Genomic DNA, 19,215 nt, shown 5'->3' on the forward strand with positions numbered 1-19,215 from the left:
ATGCGTTTGAAGCCCGAGCAACTGGCACAGCATCTACAACAGTCACTGCTGCCTTTTTATGTAGTCAGTGGTGATGAGCCCTTGCTTAGCCAAGAGATTGGTGAACAACTGCGCTCTGTTGCACGACAACAGGGCTTCACTGAGCGCGAAGTACACCACGCCGAACACAACTACAATTGGTCTGAGCTATATGACAGTGCCAATGCCATGAGCTTGTTTGCGGAACGTAAAATAATTGAAGTCCGCATTGATAATGGAAAGCCCGGTGACGCAGGTGCCAAAACCATGTTGGGCCTTTGCGAGCAACCTAACCCAGATAATTTATTCATCATCTTCTTGCCTCGCCTCGATAAAAAACAACAAAACAGCAAATGGTTCAAAGCACTCGATAAAGCCGGCGCATTCATCGCCCACTGGCCCATTGAACGCCAGCAATTACCCGGCTGGATAGCTAATCGCATGCGTCAACACGGTATGAAAGCAGATCGCGAAGCCTTAGCCTTATTAGCGGATCGAACCGATGGCAATTTACTCGCAGCAGCGCAAGAAGTAGAAAAGCTCACTCTAGTCGGGAAAAACGAAATAACCATAGAGGATATTGAAGCCAGTGTTGGTGAAGCCAGCCGCTTTGATGTCTTTGCATTAAGTGAAGCAGCATTAAAAGGCGACAAAAAACGTTGCTTGCATGTTTTACAAGTACTACAAGGCGAAGGTCTAAATGTACTGCAACCCTTGGCTATTTTCGCTAATGATGTACGCCAATTGTTATCTATGCAGCAATTAATCCAATCTGGTTTATCCGATGACAAAGCGCTGCAACAACTCAAGGTCTTCTGGCCCAAGAAACAACAACAGTTAAAAGCCGCCACACGCCGATTGCGCACGCAAGACATAGAAGAATGCTTACAATTATGTAACCAGATAGATATGGCGTGTAAGAACTTGTTACAAGATGACCCTTGGCGTTTATTATCTCAAGCTGCATTAAAACTATGCGGACTAAATGTGATTCCTGCCCCAACTTTTTAATCTAAAAAACCTTCGACTGACTCACACTTTTTTTGGCCCTTCTGGCCTACTTGCACACACTCTGTGATGGCCTTCGCAAACCCTGCATACATTATGTGAACTAGGCCCGTGGTTACCAAACTTACACGGAAATAGTGCATTTATTCGCCGATACTACACCCATAGAAGGTTAAACACGTAATACTAACAAGTTGAGTTGCGGGTGTAACAACCAAAACATTTTGGAGGGTAACATGGGTTTTGCACAAGATGCTGATCAAGCACAATCGAATTCGGATTTGATCTGGGGTTTAGATCATATTACTCAACGTCAAAACGCATTTGATTTTGTAAAGCGCTTCGAAAACAAACTGTGTGTGTATTCACCCACGGTGAGTCAAATGTACAGTAACTACAATATTTTCTTTCCAGAAGATATGCAAAAAAGCATGGTCGTCTTACCTGACCCATATGCTTTTCATGATACATTTAACCATATCCCTGAAGAAGCGGTACAAGCCACAGGGCTACACATTGTTCCTGGTGAAACAATAAATCGCAGTGGTCTGTACATTGTGATCAGTCAGAATCAGAAAAATGTACGTTCTATCCCAATCCCATTCAAAGAAGGTTTACGCCAAATACTAAAACGCTTTCAAGGTAACGATCCGTTTTTACCTGTGCTTGTCAAAGGCGACTTGCGCGAATTTGATTCCAATATGCCTTGCTTGCATTTGCACCGCTTACGCATGAGTGCATTAAGCAATATGTCGACACTCGAGCGACAAGGTATTAAAAACCTTATTAGTGAAAAAATTATGGGGATCTATCGCGAGGCATAAATGAGACCCTGAGACGGGTCTCAACATCTGAACATTTCTACCAGCCAACCTGTAAACCTAGCTGCGCACGAGTGCGATCTTGATACACGGTTTGCGGCCAAACATAAGCATCACTTGTAAGATCATGCTGAGCAGTTAGAGACAACTCTACATCCCAATCAGACTGTACCCAGCGTTTCGCAATACGCGCATCAATACGCTCCAGTTCCGTGCGATCGGCAGGTGCTTCATTCAATTGATCATAATCCCAAGTGCGTAAATAACTCACCGCTGAATTAATATTATGTTGCCAAGTTTGTAGCCAAGTAACAGCAACTTGGTGTTGGGCATAAATTCGTAATAAGCGACGGGCATCTTCGTTATCATCTTGATTCGTTTCAGCATCAATATACGCGGCTACAGTACGAAGTTGTCCATCTTGCCACGGGACAAACGTACTCTGCATTTCGATACCATTAAACTCAATGCGGTTGGATGTAGTCGTTTCAAAATCGCCCAGACTTAAGGACTGATAAATCACGTCCGTTAGACGCTCATGAAAGAGTCGAACATCGATTTCAGCGTCTAATTTTTGATAGCGTCCGTAATAGCCAATTTCAGTCGATGCAATATGCTGATGATCCAGTCTTCCCGGACCCTGAGAGGTTTCATAATAGGTCGTGCCATTTAACTGCCCGTCAGATTCCGCATTTCTCACCTCAAAATTCCAGTTGGCATACTGTTCAAATAAATCGGGGCTACGCACAGACTCGCTATAAACAAAGCGCACAGATTGAGCCGGATTGAGTTTTTCAATAACAGCAAGTCGCGGTGCAAACACGGCATCGGCATCACTTTCTTTTTCTGCCATCAGACCGAAATGGGTGATGGTGCTTTCTGTGGCTTGCCATGTAGCACTGGAAAATAAGCGATATGTATCATTGGTAAAGCGGCCCGAGAAATAATGGTCAGACTCAACAATATCCCGACGGAAGCTGGCGCCACCCACCAAGGTTAAATCGTCGTTAACAATGTAGGTGTCTTGTAATTCGATGTCGTATCGGTATTCGTCAAGATCGGCAAAGACAGTGCCCGCAACTGTTGTATCAAATGGAGAGGTTTGTGGATCATTCTCATAACGATCGACGATCGCTGCAACTGAAGCCTGGTATGGAGCAGACAGCCTTGATGTATAATCGCTTAATAAAGATTCCCCACCGGGAAACTGACCAACTAAAAACATGTTTAAAAAGCCTACGTTGGTTTTTTCTTCATTACTAAGACTAGAGTAGTACCCTGCAATAAGTGCAGGATTTTCCGTTTCTATCGCTTCTTCAAACCCCTTCGCCGACGTACCAGAGCCTTCTACTAAATTTTTATTATCAGTATAAAGTGCTCTTATATCATCGTCTAAAAGTGCAATTGGGATTCCCTCTAATACATATTCTTGTTCTTGTTGATAGTAGGTAGCATAAGAAGTGAGTTTAATCTGATGCTTACTGCTAAGGTCTTGGGTATAACTCATTCCAAATTCATAGCGATTTTCATCTACTTGATTTTCGTTTTGCTGCAATGTCACTAAAGTATCATTTGTCGTCAGCTCCCGATTACCTTGCGAAACTACGGTATAGGTTTGTAACTCTGCGTTGTTTTTCAAATAAGTGCTGGTGGTAAAATCAATGAACTGATTCTCCCGCTCGTCTTCATCTACTTGAAATTGATCTGTTTGCTTATATTCGTAGGTAAATCGATAATCGGTTTTATGAATTCGGTCACCTTGACTGACATACAGCGTTTTATCGCCATTATTGCCCAGTTGCACCTCGGCTGTCTGTCCGTATGTGTCCGCAGGATGTCGAGTGATAATATTAATCACCGCTTGATAGGAGTTTGCACCGTATGTGGCTGCGTTAGGACCGCGCACAACTTCAATGCGGCGAATATCATTCAGTGAGACGGGCATTTCATACCAGCTAACGGCGGCTAGGCCAGAGCGGTACATGCTGCGTCCATTTAATAGCACTTGCAGATTTTTGGGTAACGCAGTTGGGCCGCCATGATATTGCACACTATCAGTATTATTATTGCGATCAGGGCCCACAATCATTCCAGGCACAAACCGCAACAATTCAGACAATGTCTGCACACCTGAGCGTTCGATAAAACTACGATCAAGGATAGTGACACTTGCGGGCACATCCGCTTGATGTTGTTGGATCCGAGTTGCCGTTAACACCACCGGGACTGAGAATTCATTAAACTCAGCCAGGTCAAATTCTGATTCTTGTAGCCATTCACCATAACTGGATGCCGCACTTATTGAAAATAGGATGGCGGCGCATACGGCAGGTTTGTTTATTATCATCATGTTCCGTTACACCCAAGTCAGCGCAACAGAATTGTGCCAGATAGCGACATATCCTAATAGGGGAAATCATAAAAAAACCGGATAAACCCTTGCTCTAATGCAAAGTTAGCAACCACTTCATTATCTGTGATTGCTAATCATGAGCAAAAAATATAAATACCAGTGTCAATCTCGATCATGAGGTGCCCAAAAATCCAGATCAGGGCCTTCAGGGATAACTTGAGTGGGATTAATCATGGTATGGCTATAATAATAATGGCGCTTGATCTGATCCATATGCACGGTAGTGGCGACATCGGCGTGCTGATACAGCTCTCGCAAGTAGGCCCACATATTGGGGTAGTCCACTATGCGTTTTTTATTACATTTAAAATGCCCGACATAAACCGCATCAAAACGCACCAAAGTGGTGAATAATCGCCAGTCCGCTTCCGTGATCTGATCACCGACCATATAACGATGCTCAGATAATCTCTGCTCTATCCAATCCAGTGAATCAAACAGTTCGTTAAATGCTTCTTTGTAGGCATCTTGTGTCGTGGCAAAGCCAGCCTTGTATACCCCATTGTTTACAGTATGGTAAATGCGCTCGTTGACCGCATCGATCTCCGATTGAAGGGTTTGAGGATAATAATCGTGATTGTTGCCTGTCAGTTCATTAAACGCACTATTGAAGATACGAATAATTTCGCTAGATTCGTTATTCACGATGGTTTGTGATTGTTTATCCCATAATATGGGTACAGTTACGCGACCTGTGTAATCGGACTTGGCTTTTGTATATAGCTGATGGGCAAACTCAAAGTCGTATAGATGATCTTTATAAAAACCATCGTCCTGACGAAACTCCCATCCATTGGACAACATATTCGGGTGCACGACGCTAACAGAAATGTGTTCGCTTAAATCTTTTAGCTTGCGGAAGATCAATGCTCGGTGTGCCCAAGGACAAGCCATTGAGACGTAAAGATGATAACGATCCGATTCTGGCTTGAAAGGCCCGTCAGGTGAAATGGTATGGCGAAATTCGCTTTCTTGGCGTTTGAAGCGACCACCTTGGCTTTTGGTGTCGTACCATTGGTCGTGCCACTGACCTTCTATCAACAATCCCATAATACCTCCAACTTTTTTTACAGTATAAGGCCCCGAAAAATCGGTTTAAGGCAATTGATTGATCAGTGATATCGAAAAAATAAGCAGGTGGTTAAGCGATTAAACTCCGCCAGAAAAATCATTTTGACGCCACGCTTCTAAGGAAATAATGGCAACAGAATTAGACAGATTTAAGCTGCGACTATCGGGCAGCATAGGTATTCGAATGCGCATGCTTGGATCAATGCTCTCCATTACTTCATCACTCAGTCCATGAGTTTCAGCACCAAATAGCAGTACATCATCAGGTTGATACTTCACTTTGTGATAATGGCCACTGCCTTTTGTTGTACAAGCAAAAATACGTTTATCCTTCATGGCCTCTTTAAACGCCCAATAATCTGGATACACACTTACATTGGCAAACTCATGATAATCCAAACCTGCCCGCCTTAATTTTTTTTCCTCTAAATTAAAACCCATAGGCTCGATCAAATGCAGCTGGCAACCATTGTTGGCGCATAGTCTAATAATATTCCCCGTGTTAGGGGCGATCTGAGGTTCGAATAAAGCGATATGGAACATGTACGTGATACTTATAGCGAATATTTATGGCGATTATAACCCCATAGCCAGCTGCATAATATGGTGCTTCACCATGGGTGCTTGATTAACCTTAGTCATTCCCCAATTGCGCATCCAAGTAATGGCCGGTGGTTGCGGAGCGAATAAGCGCTTAAAGCCTTCCATAGTAGCCATCATACTCAGATTCTCGCCCATACGTCGGCGCTCAAACCGTTGCAAAGTCAATCCATCGTTCAGCGCAAGACCCCTTCTGCTTGCTCGGATCCACTCTTGCGCAAGCACATTGGCATCCATCAAGCCAAGATTTACCCCCTGACCCGCCAGCGGATGAATGGTATGTGCAGCGTCACCAATCAAGACGACTCCCGACTTCACATACGTTTTGGCATGACGCTGACGTAGCGGGATAGCGGCCCGCGGTCCCACCTCTAAAACGCGACCCAATTGATATTCAAATTCGCCAGAGAGGGTCTGACAAAACTCGTCATCGGGCAGAGCTAACAATGAATCTGCTTTTTCTGGAGAACAGGAATAAACAATGGATACTAGGTTCTCTTGTCCATTGTCATCTTGCGGCAATGGTAAAAACGCAAGTACACCATCTGGTGTAAATCGCTGCCATGCGCATAGTTGATGGGACTGTTCAGTGCGAATAGTGCACACTAATCCATGATGCTCATAATCCCACTCGCGAGTTTCAAATTCAGCCCACTGACGAATAAACGAACGCGCTCCATCAGCAGCCACAATCGTGGATGTTTTTAACAAATCATCGTTATCCAAGTGTACGTAATAGCTTTCATTTTCTTCGCTGAGGCGCTCGATCTCAGTTGTCTTTTGAGTGATCAAGCGAATTTTTCCCTGACGCTGTATCTCGTTAATGAGTGCCGCTGCGACACATCGGTTTTCGATAATATGCCCCAAGCATGGCTCGGTCATTTCAGACGCATCAAATTGAATATGCCCTGTACCAATTCCGTCCCATACTCGCATTTTGTCATAAGCACTAAGGCGCTGCTTGGGAATACCCTGCCAAGCTCCTATGCTTTGTAAAAAGGCCTGGTTACCACGATGGATTGCACTAACGCGCATATCTACATCGGTCACATGTTCGATTTTTTGCTGTGGCATAGTCGCCGGGCTGGGCTCAATCAAGGCAATTTTTTGTTCAGGCATTTGCCCGGTTTGCATTGCATTACTTAATGCTAAGGCCAACGCGGAACCCACCATGCCGCCACCGATAATGATTACATCGTATTGCATTATTGAGCGCCTTTTGTCATTTGTTGCGGTCGCCACACTGAAGCTTTACTTACAAGTCCCATAGCCTGACGCGCAAATAATTTTTTGGCTGTCGGTACTAAATCTAAGTTGGTTAGAGCCAAGCCTCTTAATATCGAGAGAGAACTAGATTGAAATAACGTCGGAAGACTATGACTAGCACTCACGGTAAGGCGCTGATCATTTTCTTGACGATGAGCATAATCGAACAAGTCCTCAAGCCCAATTGAAGTTTTGTTGATCACATTGGCCAATTGACGCGCATCTCGTAATGCGAGGTTAAAGCCCTGTCCAGCAACAGGATGTAATGAATGGGCCGCGTTACCCAATACCACCAAACCATTACGCACCTGCTCTTGCGCTTGCACCAGGATCAAAGGGTAGCTTTGTCGTTCGCCCACACGTTCAACCAAGCCTTTATCAAAACCGATTTGTTTTTGCAGCTGCGCAGTAAAAGTTGCATCGTCGAGCGCTAATCTTTGTTCAGCGAGTTTCGACTCCATACACCACACTAGCGCATAACGGTTTTGATCAAGCGGCAAAAGTGCTAAAGGACCCTGCTCGGTGAAACGCTCATATGCCCATTGTTCATGTTTTTGACTCATAGCGATATTGGCAATAATCGCGGTTTGCTCATAAGAGCGTCGTGTTTGAATGATGCCAAGGGACTGACAAATATGGCTATTGGCACCATCCGCCGCTATCAATAACCCAGTGGAGATCTCTCGATCTTGGTCGAGCACAAGCCGATAAACGCATTTCTGATCGGAAGAACGAGCATTCACCGCTTTCACTTGAGCAGGAGCAATAATAGAAAGATTGGGGTAGCTTTGCTTCATGGCTGATAACCGTGACGCCAGAGCTTGTCCAAGCACTCGATTTTCTACCACATGGCCGAGTGAATCTAATTGGTAGTCGGCACTGTGCATACGAACACGCCCGTAATGACCACGCTGACTCACATGGATATGCTCAATAGGTGTGGCTTTGGATAACTCGGACCAAACCCCTAGGCGCTGCAATATGCGGCGGCTACCTTCACTAATAGCACTGGAGCGATCATCAAAACTGGGTTGCTGCCATTGACTTTGCGTTAAATCAAACTGGTCGATAATAGCGATTTTTTGGCCTTGCTCGAGAGCGGGTTCCAACATCAGCAAAAATGACGCGCCGACCATGCCGCCACCGACAACTATGCAATCAAAATCATGATCGGCCATATTGCTCGTTACCTTTCTATCAAACGACTATTGGTTCTTAGAAGCCAACGCTTCAATTTCTTCCACAGATTTTGGCACAGCATGGCTCAGTACTTCATGACCCTGATCAGTGACCAAGACGTCATCTTCAATGCGGATACCAATACCACGCCACTTTTCGTCTACATCCATGTTGTCGGGTGCAACATACAAACCTGGCTCAATAGTGACGACCATACCGGGCTTCAGTTCACGCCACTGATTATCCACCTTATATGCACCTACGTCATGAACGTCCAAGCCCAACCAATGGCCAGTGCCATGCATAAAAAATGGCTTATAAGCTTCCTCTTTAATCAGAGTATCCACATCACCGCTTAGCAATCCAAGTTTTACTAGGCCTTCTGTTAACGCCTGCAAAGCGACCTCATGAGAAACTTTACAATGGTTACCCGGTTTTACTGCATCAATCGCTTTCAACTGGGCATCTAATACCACTTCATATAAAGCTTTTTGTGCTTGGCTAAAGCGCCCGTTGGCAGGAAAAGTACGAGTTATATCACTGGCGTAATGTTCGACTTCACAACCTGCGTCAATTAAAACCAAATTGCCGTTTTCAATCACGTCGTCATTGTCGATGTAATGTAATACGCAGGCGTTAGCCCCACTTCCCACGATACTCGTATAAGCATCAAATCGTGACCCGTTTTGTGATGCGTGGAAACGGATCAAACCTTCTAACTGATACTCATGAATGCCCGGTTTAACGGCCTCCATCGCTTTGATGTGGGCCTCAGCACTGATCTGGGCAGCGCGACGCATAATCTCGATCTCTGGCTCGCTTTTTATTAGACGCTGTTCATGCAACAAAGGCTCAATGGCATGCATATGCTGCGGTGCTTTAACACCTTTTCGCGACTGCAATTTGGCTTTGTTAATTGCATCTAGATAAAGAGCATCCTGCTGCGCATCTTTTCCCCACGCGGCATAAAGATGATCAATGTTTTCTAATAATTTTGGTAGCGATTCTGTAAACTCTTCAATAGAACGAGCCTCGCTTATATTGAGCTGTTCCGCTGCCGCCTCAGGTCCTAGGCGATAGCCCGTCCAAATTTCCATTTCTTTGATCTTTGGCTGACAAAACATGATCGAAGTATCATCGCCATCTGCTTTGCGCAACACCAAGCACGCGCTATCTTCAGTAAATCCAGTTAAATAGTAGAAATCACTATCTTGGCGAAATGGAAACTCTGCATCGTTATTGCGTGTTTGCAAACTCGCTGAAGGAATAATCGCTAAACTGTTTGGCGGTAACTGCGCAAATAATGCCTGTCGATGGGCTGCAAAATTCAACATAATGACTCAACCATTAATGAAGCTTGGGTTCTTGCTGCTGATTAAAATGATAGAACATGAACATAGCGGTCACGCGAGCATGCTCAACCAATTCCGTAAATAAACGTTCGCTATCCTCGTCCAGATCATCATCTTCAATACCATAACTAAAAGCATCATAGTGTTTGAGGACTTCCATTACGTCTTCCGTAAGATCAGACTCATCGATACGACCTGACGCACCAAATCCATCTAAAAATCCCTTAGCCCATTCAGCAAACGCCTGCATGCGTACGGTAAAATCCGACTCATCACTCGGTAACAACAATTGATAATCCATGTCCTCACCTTCGATGTTACGCAATTCATCTTGGTAAAAACCTAAAACAGGAAGTTTACTTTTGTCGTTCCAGGTTTCCGGAAGGCCCAAGTACTCAGCACTGGCTTCTAACCATTGCTTTTTGCTGAGTCGAGCACCGCTACACACATAGCCAGTCAACCAGCCTTGCAGGGCTGAAGGGGAAGTAAGGGCACCCTGTGCTAGTCCAATATTGGCGTATAAATCAAAGCGAGAAATTTTGTTGCTCATAAAGAATCACTTGAGCCTTAGGTTGTTCGAAAAAGAAGAGTATACTACCACGATTGACCCTCACCCGTCGCAGGATTATATTGCCCTAAACAGGGGAAACCGAGACAACTATGGATTCTCACAATCTTAAAGATATCAATAAAAAACTAGACGAACTCATTTCGGCATACCGCGAGTGCAAAGAAGAGAATCGAAAACTCAAAGCTGAGGCCGATGGTTGGCAACACGAGCGCAATCGTCTACTGCAACAGAATGAGCTGGCTCGCAACAAAATTGCGGAGATGATCGCCCGTTTACGTCACTTGGAGCAAGAACCCAATGAGTAACCAATCAGGAACAGGCCAAGAGAATACAGTGGCCGTGGATCTCATGGGAAAAGAGTACCGCGTAGCCTGCCCAGAAGAGTCTCGACAAGACCTTGAACGTGCCGCACGCCTGTTGAACGAGCGCATGCACGAGATAAAATCACAAGGCAAACTCTATGGAACTGAACGCGTTGCCATTATGGCTGCACTCAATCTTGCCTACGACTACCTTAATGCCATTGGTGGTAGCGAGAGCTTACAAAGCCAAATTCGCAACCTGAATAGCAAGCTCGAAGGGGTCCTAGCAGAGGATCAACAAATGGATCTTGAACCTTAATACGCTCAAACCCTTTCTTCTTACATTTCAAGTACTTAGACATATTTTTTTGATTTAACTAATCAATAAATTGTGAGATTTAATCATAAAGAAACTGCAGCAAATGGGCGGATTCTAAGTTATACTGATATCGCTCTCTGGGGTGTGCGCCAGTCTTTGAAGTCCTCGAGCCTTACTTAAAAAACTGGAGGTTCCTCGCCTTTGATGGCGAGCAAGTCCGTCTTCGAGCGGAAAGCCCGATTCTTTGCAGGAACCACCACCTTGGACCTTTCGGTTCAAGGCCTTTCTCTGACAGCGGCACAGTGGAGAGCCCTTTCTTTTACTATGAGCATTCAGCAAGATTCGACACAACCCATTGATCGCCAATTGATTCGTCAAGCCATGCGCGGCAAACGGCAATCACTCAGTGACCAACAACAGCTTAAGCATGCCAAAGCCATCGCTAAGCACGCTATGTCAGCCAATTTTTTCACCCGAGCACAAACCATCGCTATCTATCTCGCCAACGATGGCGAAGCCAATCCTGTCGTCTTAGCAGAAAAATCGTTATACCGTGGCAAGCAATGCGTTTTACCCATTCTTCATCCCACCAAGAAAGGTTTTTTGCAATTTGCAGATTACCGATTACCACGCAAAAAAAACAAGTTTGGTATCGAAGAGCCTATTAGCCGTGAGTTTGTGAAAGCGCAGCAATTAGACCTTGTGTTTATGCCACTAGTGGCCTTTGATCAGCAAGGAGGACGTTTAGGGATGGGTGGCGGATTTTACGATCGCAGCTTTGAATTCTTGCGTCATTCGACGCTACCTAAACCAAAGCTTATTGGTTTGGCCCATAGCTTTCAGCAAGTAGAGTCATTGCCTATTGAAGAATGGGATGTACCCATGCATGCAATCGTTACAGAAAAGGGCCTAATAGAGTTTTAACCTAAGCTGTAACGGTACTGCATGGCATGCATCGGATAATAGATTAGATTCTAGCGAATCATGTGTTGCGATACTTGTGGTGTAATTTCTTGATCACTGCTGTTTGCGGTTAAGCTGGTGGCAACGGCACCCACTACAAATATCATACTAATGATGACCATAAGGTCAGGTCTTGTCTTCATATTCTCAGCTCCTACGACATAATTACATCCTGTAAACTTGGAGTCGTATATCAGAAGCTATCCCTAATAGTTTATACGTTATTGTTATGTTTACTTTAGGCGCTTTTCGCTTCTACAACCGTGAGGAATGTCACATGTCAGCAGGCCCTTATGTAGGCTTTTGCAATTAATGTGCACAAGTTGTAAGTCGTGTAGCGAAACGGGCGCAAAATGTAACGCAATGTTATACAAAATGAAAAGGCGGAAACGGCCAACATTGCATTTTTAGGGGACTGTTTAGAAAAATTTTATGGGATGTGATAACGCAAATAGGTAAATCACTGTCTCTACTCGCCTAGTCCACGGATCATTGTCTAGGGCAATATCAGTGCAAATCTTATTCGACCGGCGCTATTACGATGCACTTATCCTATGACATGCTCGAGGGAGTAATACGCTGTTTTGGAATCACAATATCAAAGCATGCGCCTTTCCCTAGCTCACTAGTGCAATGAATCGTGCCTCCCAAACCTTGAGTCACAAGATTATAGATAATATGAGTCCCTAGACCACTGCCGCCTTGACCACGCTTGGTAGTCACAAACGGATCAAAAAGCCGAGGCAGCAGATCCGGCTCTATTCCCTCGCCATCATCGCAGTAGGTTAGATGTATATTTTTTTCATCCGCTTCGGCCTTTATTTCCATTTTTCCTTCATCCGCATCACTAAAAGCATGATTAAGAGAGTTTAAAATCAAATTGGTGAAAATTTGCGAAATAATTCCAGGGTCGCAATAAAGGTCGATATTTTCATCGACCTCCATAATGACCTGATGACTGACGCGTTTCAATTTAGGGCGTAACGAAGTCAAAACGTCTTTAATATAATCGTTGAGATTAAAAAGCCTAGCTTCGGCACTGGTTTGATCTACAGCGACAGATTTAAATGCTTTCACAAGATCCGCGGCACGTTTTAAATTAGCAGCGAGAATGTCACTGCTTTCATTGACGCCACTGAGTAAGTCCGTGAACTGCTGCTTAGTCAAGGTACCCGCGATAAAACTTTCTCGTAACCGCTGAACAGTATTATCTAAATGACTAACGGCTGTAATTCCTACGCCAATGGGTGTATTGATTTCATGAGCTACGCCAGCGACAAGCTCGCCCAAAGATGCCATTTTCTCTTGCTCTACTAACTGCTGCTGTGTGTGTTTTAGATCATCGAGACTCTTCTTCAGCTCCCTCGTACGCTCAAATACCTTGTCTTCTAGATCCGCATTCAACTGTATAATTTCTAGCTCTTTCTTCACACGATATTCATCGTTTTCTGCCAGCTTATTCAGCATGACATTAAATGCACCGCCAAGCTCCCCTAATTCATCATCGCTATTGATGCGGACTTCCATTTGATAATTCTGCTTGTAAGCAACTTCATTAACCGCAACGGTAAGTTCACGTAAAGGCTTGGCGACCCAGAACTGAACTCGCCTACTAATAAGCCAAATCAAGAACATCGAGGTAAGCAGTATAGGGATTAGATAGATCAGAATATTTTGCACAAATACCCTAAGATAGTTGTCGTTTTCAACTAAAACCAAACGTCCAATTTCCTCACCATCCACAAGCATAGGCAAACGAAGTATAAAAGCGTTTCTGTACCACTCTTGCTGGGGGCCCATATCGTAGGCATAGTCGTTAGCCGTCTTTTTACTCAAACTTTCATGACGATAATGAGCAAAATACTCATAGCGTGAGGCGCCTAGTTTTTTGTACACAATCGCCTCGACGACGCCATTATCCACTGCCAAGGATCTCAACAACATACTAACCGATTCGGTCTGGTCGAAAATAACCCCTACTGAGGCCGCATCAGCCAATAATCTAGACTTTTGAATCACTCTATCTTCTAAATTGCGTTTGAACTCGCCATAAAATCCTAAACCAATAGCCAGAACAGCTAATAGCAAGACACCTACGCTAATCGCGTTAATAAGCAGCTGTATCTTCTTGCCAAAGGCGAGTTGCGCAAACCAGTGCTTCACAAACAGAGTTCCCCAGTACAAAACATACTTTCCATCCCTTAAATAGTAGCAGCAGGCCCGGAAAATGCGTCTAAACTTAGGGAGAGTGATTACAGGGGTTCAGACAAGGGAGCAAAGATGTCAGATTCAGACCTGCTTTTTGGTAGTGAGGACGAACAGCCGACCCCTGCCAGTCAACTCCAAGACCAGATAAAACCTTGGCGTGTCCTCATTGTGGACGATGAGGAGCAAGTACACAAAGTCACAAGCCTGGTGTTAGGAAGCTGTCTCTTTGATCATCAGCCTATCGAATTGATTCATGCCTATTCCACGGCAGAAGCCAAAAGCCTGCTCTCCACGCAAGATAGTTTTGCACTAGCTATCATTGACGTTGTCATGGAAACCGATGATGCGGGACTGGAACTGGTAAAATATATTCGAGAACAACTACAAGACAATCACATTCGTTTAGTCTTACGTACCGGACAACCAGGCCAAGCGCCAGAGGATACTGTAATTGCTAAGTTTGATATTAACGATTACAAAAATAAGACGGAGCTAACCAGTACTAAACTGAAAACACTGCTTTACAGCACTTTGCGCAGTTATCGCGATATCCTCGCAATAGAAACTAACCGCAAGGGACTTTACAACTTAATCGACGCCACCAGCAAAATTGTTGACACTCAGCAACTGCCCGTATTTGCCAGCGCGGTTCTAGAAGAAATCGGTACGCTTTTAAACCTAGATAGCGAAGCTGTATGCACCCACACGCCAGTTGATGCCGTGGCTGCAAAGGCGCGTAAACAGTACTATTCAATCCTTGCAGCAACAGGTGAAGTTAAACAAATTCTCGATCAAAGCCATCAGCTTCCTGACGAAATCACTCGATACTTTGATCAAGCGAAACGGGCCAACAAAAGCTTATATGAAGAACCTGTCTATGTCGGCTATTACCATACTGATCTTGCTGGCGAAAATTTACTGTACGTTAAACCCAATGCGCCACTTAAAAAAATGGGACGTCATTTATTAGATATGTATACACGATGCGTTGCTATTACCCATAATAACCTGTCGCAAAAAGATGAAGTTAAGCGTTCACGGCAGGAGCTTGTATATGTGCTCAGTGAGACCATCGAGCGCAGACAACCAGATGAAAGTAATCATGTCCGACGGGTAAGTAAAATGGCGTATTTGTTAGCAAAAGCCGCCGGCAAAGATGATAACTTTTGCGAACGCTTAAAATTAGCAGCCCCACTACATGACATTGGTACTATTGGTATTGCTGATGAGGTTTTAACGAAGCGTGGCCAATATACAGAACAAGATCGGGAAGAAATGGCACGACATGCCGAAATAGGTGAAGCTATTTTAGGAAAATCTGATAAGCCGGTTTTAAAAATGGCCAGCATTATTGCAGCTCAGCATCATGAACGTTGGGACGGCCAAGGAGTAAAAGGATTAAAAGCAGAGCAAATAGACGAAGCTGCACGTTTTGTGACAGTCGTCGATGTTATCGACGCATTAGGTTGTCAAAAAAGCTACCGACCAGCCTTTAAAGATGAAGAGATCATTGAGTTCATTAAAGAAAATAGTGGCAAAATATTTGACCCAAGCATAGCAGAAACAGCACTAGAGCTGAGTGATGATTTCAAGCGCATACGCCTTCACCACCCAGATCGTTATTAGGCTGTGCTTAGTCAATCTTACTGAGCAAACTCGCGGCTAGCTCATCACCTAAAGCGCGCCCCAGAGACTTCACTGCTTTAAATTGAGCCTGCTGCATAGAAATAGCACTCAAACCTTTTGCTTCCTTTCGAAATTCACTGAGGATGCGCCCATCACTATCCTGAATCTGCACTTGGCCACTAGCAAAAACAATAAAGCGACCAGATTTTTCACTTAAACGTAACTCAGCACTATAACGAAATGTTAAATCTGCAGTGTTCTGGCTAATGCGTAAACCCAAGTTAGTTAAGGCCTCATTCAATCCAGAGCGCAGTATTTTTCCATCTTGGTTTTGCGCCTCTAAGCGCACCACTAACTGATCCAACAAAGAAGCCACCCTTTGCTCTGCTTCAATAAGCAAATCATCTTTTTGCGGGTAGCGATTGTTTTCATCAACCAATTGGTGCTGGTCTGCTAAGCGCTCACGCTTTTCTACAAAGGTCAAGACCGGCAGTAGTTGCTGTAACTGCGGCAATGTCTCCAAACTTGTATCTACTTGATTTGCACGATCAATGGCTTGCTGATCCAATTCATCGATACGCTGGCGTAATAAACTCGAAGCCCGCACACGATCGAGGCGTACCAAGCTATAAGCGACCTTACTTTTTTCGTCTATGTAGTTTTCAACTATCTCAACATTATCAAGTTCAGCATTAGGAATTTCGCTACGAATACGACTGCGTACGCTCTTCACCAACTCAGTTTGCTGTCCCGAACGCCGAGTTTCTTCAATGTCTTGTGTTAAAGAACCACTAATCGTCACTTTCAGCTTTTGCACCATGCTCATGCGAGCTGCGTCTTGTGCTTGCTTAAGCGCTTTACTTTTATCCACATAAACGGGTGCACTACCGACACCATATACCAAGCCAGGTTTTGCCGGTTCGTTGATGACCCAATCTGGTTCAACAGACGCCATACTCGCTGAGGATTTTTTACTCGGGCTAGATACACAAGCGGCGAGCATAAAGCTCGCCGCAAGTAGGCCCATGAGTTTTATCCAAGAATTTGAATGCAACATCACTTACCCCTTTATTATTACCAGCCGTAACTATCTTTCTCTTGCAGTTTTTTCAGTTTCTTTTGGCCATTCCACACTTCGATATTGTTTTCCATATTAATGAGCTTTAGATCAATTTGGTAAGTGGTGACACGAGTGCCATCAAGTTGATCGACAAAACTATTAATGCTACCTGACAATGCAAAATCGGCAGCCTGTTCATTCCCCATTTGCTTGGCATTAGCTGCATTGATTTCCTGATCAGCACGCTCTTCACGAACGTCACTACGCTCGCTGCCACCAGCAACAAAGTAGGCGTCGCCACTGCGGATAATGGCACGCTTCAGATCATTCAAGAAAGTTTCAGCAGAAATGTGCTCGTGGGATTTGTTACGCACACGCTGGATAATAATAGTCGGCTTTTCTCCGCCATTACTTGAGCGAAAATCACGAATCCAAGGAAAGCTCAACATATCCTGAATCATTTCCTCACTAACCAGCTGTGAGTCTTTATCATTCCAACGATCAGTCAATGCTATTTCTGTATTGGTATCCACTCGGCTCACCCGAGTACTTTTAGATGCACAGCCTGATATCAGAGCTGCGGTGATCAGTGTGATTAAAGCAATTTTCATAGCTTGCATAAGGTCGTTCCTTGTTAAGTATCGTTTTTAACTAAATTCAATGTGAGTAGATTACAGGATAGCGTATTAGTTGCTTTTATTGGCCTGTAAAATCATATCTTTTCCATCCTGTGAACTCTGGCCATCAGAGTTTGGAAAGCTACGTACTTTCCATACTGCCATCTCACCTGGGCGTACGGTGACTTGTGTTGTATGGGTCACTGAGCGCCCTGCCTCCAAATCACTTACCAGCTTCAGATTGTGAGTACCTGTCTCTAGAGGTATACGCGTAATCTTTATTTGCCCAGGCAGTAGCAGCCAGTTTCGAGTTTCCGCAGCACTGGTTGCGTTGGCCGTAATTTTACCGATTAAACCAATAATAGCGCTTGCATCACCGCCGCCACCCAACGAAGCTGCTTGTGCAGCTGTTAAGTTTTTAAATGATGCTCGTGCCATAGATTCTTGAATATCTTCGCTGGCATGCACTAGCTGACGCTGCATGGCCATATGCTGAATAGATTGGCTAGTCGTCAATTCATGTAACTCACCGTCAACTAACAAACGTGATTGACCATAGGGTTTAAATTCACTTACACGGTAGTAGGGTACAGTCACACGCATGCCATCTTGTAAAACTTGGATTAGACCAAGGGCATCGGCTACGTCCCATAGTGGACCCAAGTACTCACGCTTGACTAAGCCGAACTGAAGCAGGGCAGGAATTGTCCTGCCCTCATAAACGGCGCTGAATACATCGAATATGCCTTTATCCGCATACAGTGCAAAAAACCAAAACCTCTGATCAAATCGCTCGGTAGCGTCGCCGACTAATATTGGATTGATTACAACTTGGCGCGTGTTAGGATCTGCGGTTAATAGAAGATTCATTTCATGTCGCTGAGGTACTCGTCCTCTATGTTCGATAACCAGCACATGCCCCTGTCGATTAAAGTCCTTTAACTGTTCACGCTTGCTTGTGGACAACTTGGTTTGGCTCAATTTCGGCCACTCATTTTCCCAACCACCGCTGCGCTGCATCATACGAATCGTATCAAACCAAGCTTGCTCGGTGATGTCCTTAGGCAGTGCAAACTGGGATTGATATCCGTCTTCATAAAGGATTGCGGCTTTTTGATAAGCGACTCGCGCGCTGTCGTATTCTTTGTATTTTTCGTAAATAGTACCTGCTAAATAATGACCAAACGCATCGTTACGGTAGATGAGTTTATTGCGATCAATAATATCGCCATTCAAGGTTTCAAAGATTCTCATCAACTTACTGAATAGCGACTTTTCTTTGTCTGCCTGCTCTTGATAACTTCCTTTCTCGAACTCAATCGACGACAGAATCAGATCAATACGACGACTTTCTACTCGGGCACTTTCCAAGGCCTGTTCACGAATGCTGCCATTTTCACTTTGGGCAGCGAGCATGAAATAGTTTAGAGCTTTGTAGTAATTAATGAAGACTCGCTCAAAATCGGCGCCTCGATAAGGGCCTTGGCGTGGATTCACCATACTGGTGGCGATCAAGTCACTTATGCGCTTGGTATAGAGGTCCTCGGCTATACGTTCCGCTGTACTCAATAATTGATTGGATTTTTTATAGTCGCCGGCAAGATGATGAACCACCCCCAATTCTGTGTAATACAGCAAGCGATCATTGCCTTTGGGGTCTAGCGCTTTTTCAAATGCACCCGCTGCTTTGGAATATTGACCCTGTTCCGTCAGCATGAGGCCTTGCTCAACCCCCTTACCATAGGTGGCACAGCCCGTCATATACAACAATGCAATGGCCAACATCAGCCACTTAAAGCCCAGTCCCATGTGTCTCACTCC

18 protein-coding genes and 1 other RNA gene are annotated in these 19,215 nt (G+C 44.5%); 7 read left to right on the forward strand and 12 right to left on the reverse strand.

Going from position 1 to position 19,215, the window contains the following annotated elements; genetic code table 11:
• A complete protein-coding gene (holA, locus tag HF888_RS15705) occupies window positions 1-1,029 on the forward strand; it encodes a DNA polymerase III subunit delta (RefSeq protein ID WP_007016638.1) in 1,029 nt (342 codons plus the stop codon).
• A 233-nt stretch (window positions 1,030-1,262) separates the two neighbouring features.
• Window positions 1,263-1,850 (forward strand): hypothetical protein, encoded by a 588-nt coding sequence (locus tag HF888_RS15710; RefSeq protein ID WP_007016636.1) that lies wholly within the window; start codon window positions 1,263-1,265, stop codon window positions 1,848-1,850.
• A 37-nt stretch (window positions 1,851-1,887) separates the two neighbouring features.
• On the opposite strand, the gene HF888_RS15715 is transcribed toward HF888_RS15710, so the two are convergent.
• The 7 genes from HF888_RS15715 to HF888_RS15745 all read right to left on the reverse strand — a co-directional run bounded on the left by HF888_RS15715 (window position 1,888) and on the right by HF888_RS15745 (window position 10,278).
• Window positions 1,888-4,197, reverse strand: a complete 2,310-nt coding sequence (locus tag HF888_RS15715) for a TonB-dependent receptor plug domain-containing protein (RefSeq protein WP_007016635.1) — start codon at window positions 4,195-4,197, stop codon at window positions 1,888-1,890.
• Window positions 4,198-4,362: 165 nt separating this feature from the next.
• Window positions 4,363-5,310 (reverse strand): glutathione S-transferase family protein, encoded by a 948-nt coding sequence (locus HF888_RS15720; RefSeq protein WP_007016634.1) that lies wholly within the window; start codon window positions 5,308-5,310, stop codon window positions 4,363-4,365.
• A 99-nt stretch (window positions 5,311-5,409) separates the two neighbouring features.
• Entirely contained in the window at window positions 5,410-5,874 is a 465-nt protein-coding gene (locus tag HF888_RS15725) for a tRNA (cytidine(34)-2'-O)-methyltransferase (protein ID WP_007016633.1), read from the reverse strand.
• A gap of 33 nt (window positions 5,875-5,907) precedes the next feature.
• Complete coding sequence (locus HF888_RS15730) at window positions 5,908-7,137, reverse strand: UbiH/UbiF/VisC/COQ6 family ubiquinone biosynthesis hydroxylase (RefSeq protein ID WP_007016632.1); 1,230 nt, start codon at window positions 7,135-7,137, stop codon at window positions 5,908-5,910.
• Complete coding sequence (gene ubiH, locus HF888_RS15735; protein ID WP_007016631.1) at window positions 7,137-8,375, reverse strand: 2-octaprenyl-6-methoxyphenyl hydroxylase; 1,239 nt, start codon at window positions 8,373-8,375, stop codon at window positions 7,137-7,139. The genes HF888_RS15730 and ubiH overlap by 1 nt, the downstream gene beginning before the upstream one ends.
• A gap of 27 nt (window positions 8,376-8,402) precedes the next feature.
• Window positions 8,403-9,710, reverse strand: a complete 1,308-nt coding sequence (gene pepP, locus HF888_RS15740) for a Xaa-Pro aminopeptidase (RefSeq protein WP_007016630.1) — start codon at window positions 9,708-9,710, stop codon at window positions 8,403-8,405.
• 13 nt (window positions 9,711-9,723) lie between these two features.
• Window positions 9,724-10,278, reverse strand: coding sequence for a UPF0149 family protein (locus HF888_RS15745; protein ID WP_007016629.1), 555 nt, complete (start codon window positions 10,276-10,278; stop codon window positions 9,724-9,726).
• 110 nt (window positions 10,279-10,388) lie between these two features.
• On the opposite strand from HF888_RS15745, the gene HF888_RS15750 reads away from it, so the two are divergent.
• From HF888_RS15750 to HF888_RS15765, 4 genes are all read left to right on the forward strand, one after another.
• Window positions 10,389-10,604: a TIGR02449 family protein gene (locus tag HF888_RS15750; protein ID WP_007016628.1), complete on the forward strand. Its 216-nt coding sequence runs from the start codon at window positions 10,389-10,391 to the stop codon at window positions 10,602-10,604.
• Window positions 10,597-10,920, forward strand: a complete 324-nt coding sequence (locus HF888_RS15755) for a cell division protein ZapA (RefSeq protein WP_007016627.1) — start codon at window positions 10,597-10,599, stop codon at window positions 10,918-10,920. The genes HF888_RS15750 and HF888_RS15755 overlap by 8 nt, the downstream gene beginning before the upstream one ends.
• Before the next feature lie 131 nt (window positions 10,921-11,051).
• Window positions 11,052-11,233, forward strand: a non-coding RNA gene (gene ssrS / locus HF888_RS15760) — 6S RNA.
• 11 nt (window positions 11,234-11,244) lie between these two features.
• Window positions 11,245-11,844 (forward strand): 5-formyltetrahydrofolate cyclo-ligase, encoded by a 600-nt coding sequence (locus HF888_RS15765; RefSeq protein ID WP_040297451.1) that lies wholly within the window; start codon window positions 11,245-11,247, stop codon window positions 11,842-11,844.
• A 50-nt stretch (window positions 11,845-11,894) separates the two neighbouring features.
• On the opposite strand, the gene HF888_RS16755 is transcribed toward HF888_RS15765, so the two are convergent.
• Window positions 11,895-12,026, reverse strand: coding sequence for a hypothetical protein (locus HF888_RS16755; protein ID WP_007016625.1), 132 nt, complete (start codon window positions 12,024-12,026; stop codon window positions 11,895-11,897).
• A 409-nt stretch (window positions 12,027-12,435) separates the two neighbouring features.
• A complete protein-coding gene (locus HF888_RS15770) occupies window positions 12,436-14,046 on the reverse strand; it encodes an ATP-binding protein (protein WP_007016624.1) in 1,611 nt (536 codons plus the stop codon).
• A gap of 117 nt (window positions 14,047-14,163) precedes the next feature.
• Between HF888_RS15770 and HF888_RS15775 the strand changes: the two genes are divergently transcribed.
• Complete coding sequence (locus HF888_RS15775; protein WP_007016623.1) at window positions 14,164-15,717, forward strand: DUF3369 domain-containing protein; 1,554 nt, start codon at window positions 14,164-14,166, stop codon at window positions 15,715-15,717.
• A 7-nt stretch (window positions 15,718-15,724) separates the two neighbouring features.
• Here HF888_RS15775 and HF888_RS15780 read toward each other — a convergent pair whose 3' ends face one another.
• The 3 genes from HF888_RS15780 to HF888_RS15790 all read right to left on the reverse strand — a co-directional run bounded on the left by HF888_RS15780 (window position 15,725) and on the right by HF888_RS15790 (window position 19,203).
• Window positions 15,725-16,774, reverse strand: coding sequence for an LPP20 family lipoprotein (locus HF888_RS15780; RefSeq protein WP_007016622.1), 1,050 nt, complete (start codon window positions 16,772-16,774; stop codon window positions 15,725-15,727).
• Window positions 16,775-16,791: 17 nt separating this feature from the next.
• Window positions 16,792-17,397 (reverse strand): penicillin-binding protein activator LpoB, encoded by a 606-nt coding sequence (locus HF888_RS15785; RefSeq protein ID WP_007016621.1) that lies wholly within the window; start codon window positions 17,395-17,397, stop codon window positions 16,792-16,794.
• A 66-nt stretch (window positions 17,398-17,463) separates the two neighbouring features.
• Window positions 17,464-19,203, reverse strand: coding sequence for a COG3014 family protein (locus tag HF888_RS15790; RefSeq protein ID WP_007016620.1), 1,740 nt, complete (start codon window positions 19,201-19,203; stop codon window positions 17,464-17,466).
• Between the last annotated feature and the right edge of the window lie 12 nt (window positions 19,204-19,215).

The sequence above is a fragment of the Bermanella marisrubri genome (genome assembly GCF_012295615.1).
Lineage (GTDB): Bacteria > Pseudomonadota > Gammaproteobacteria > Pseudomonadales > Oceanobacteraceae > Bermanella > Bermanella marisrubri.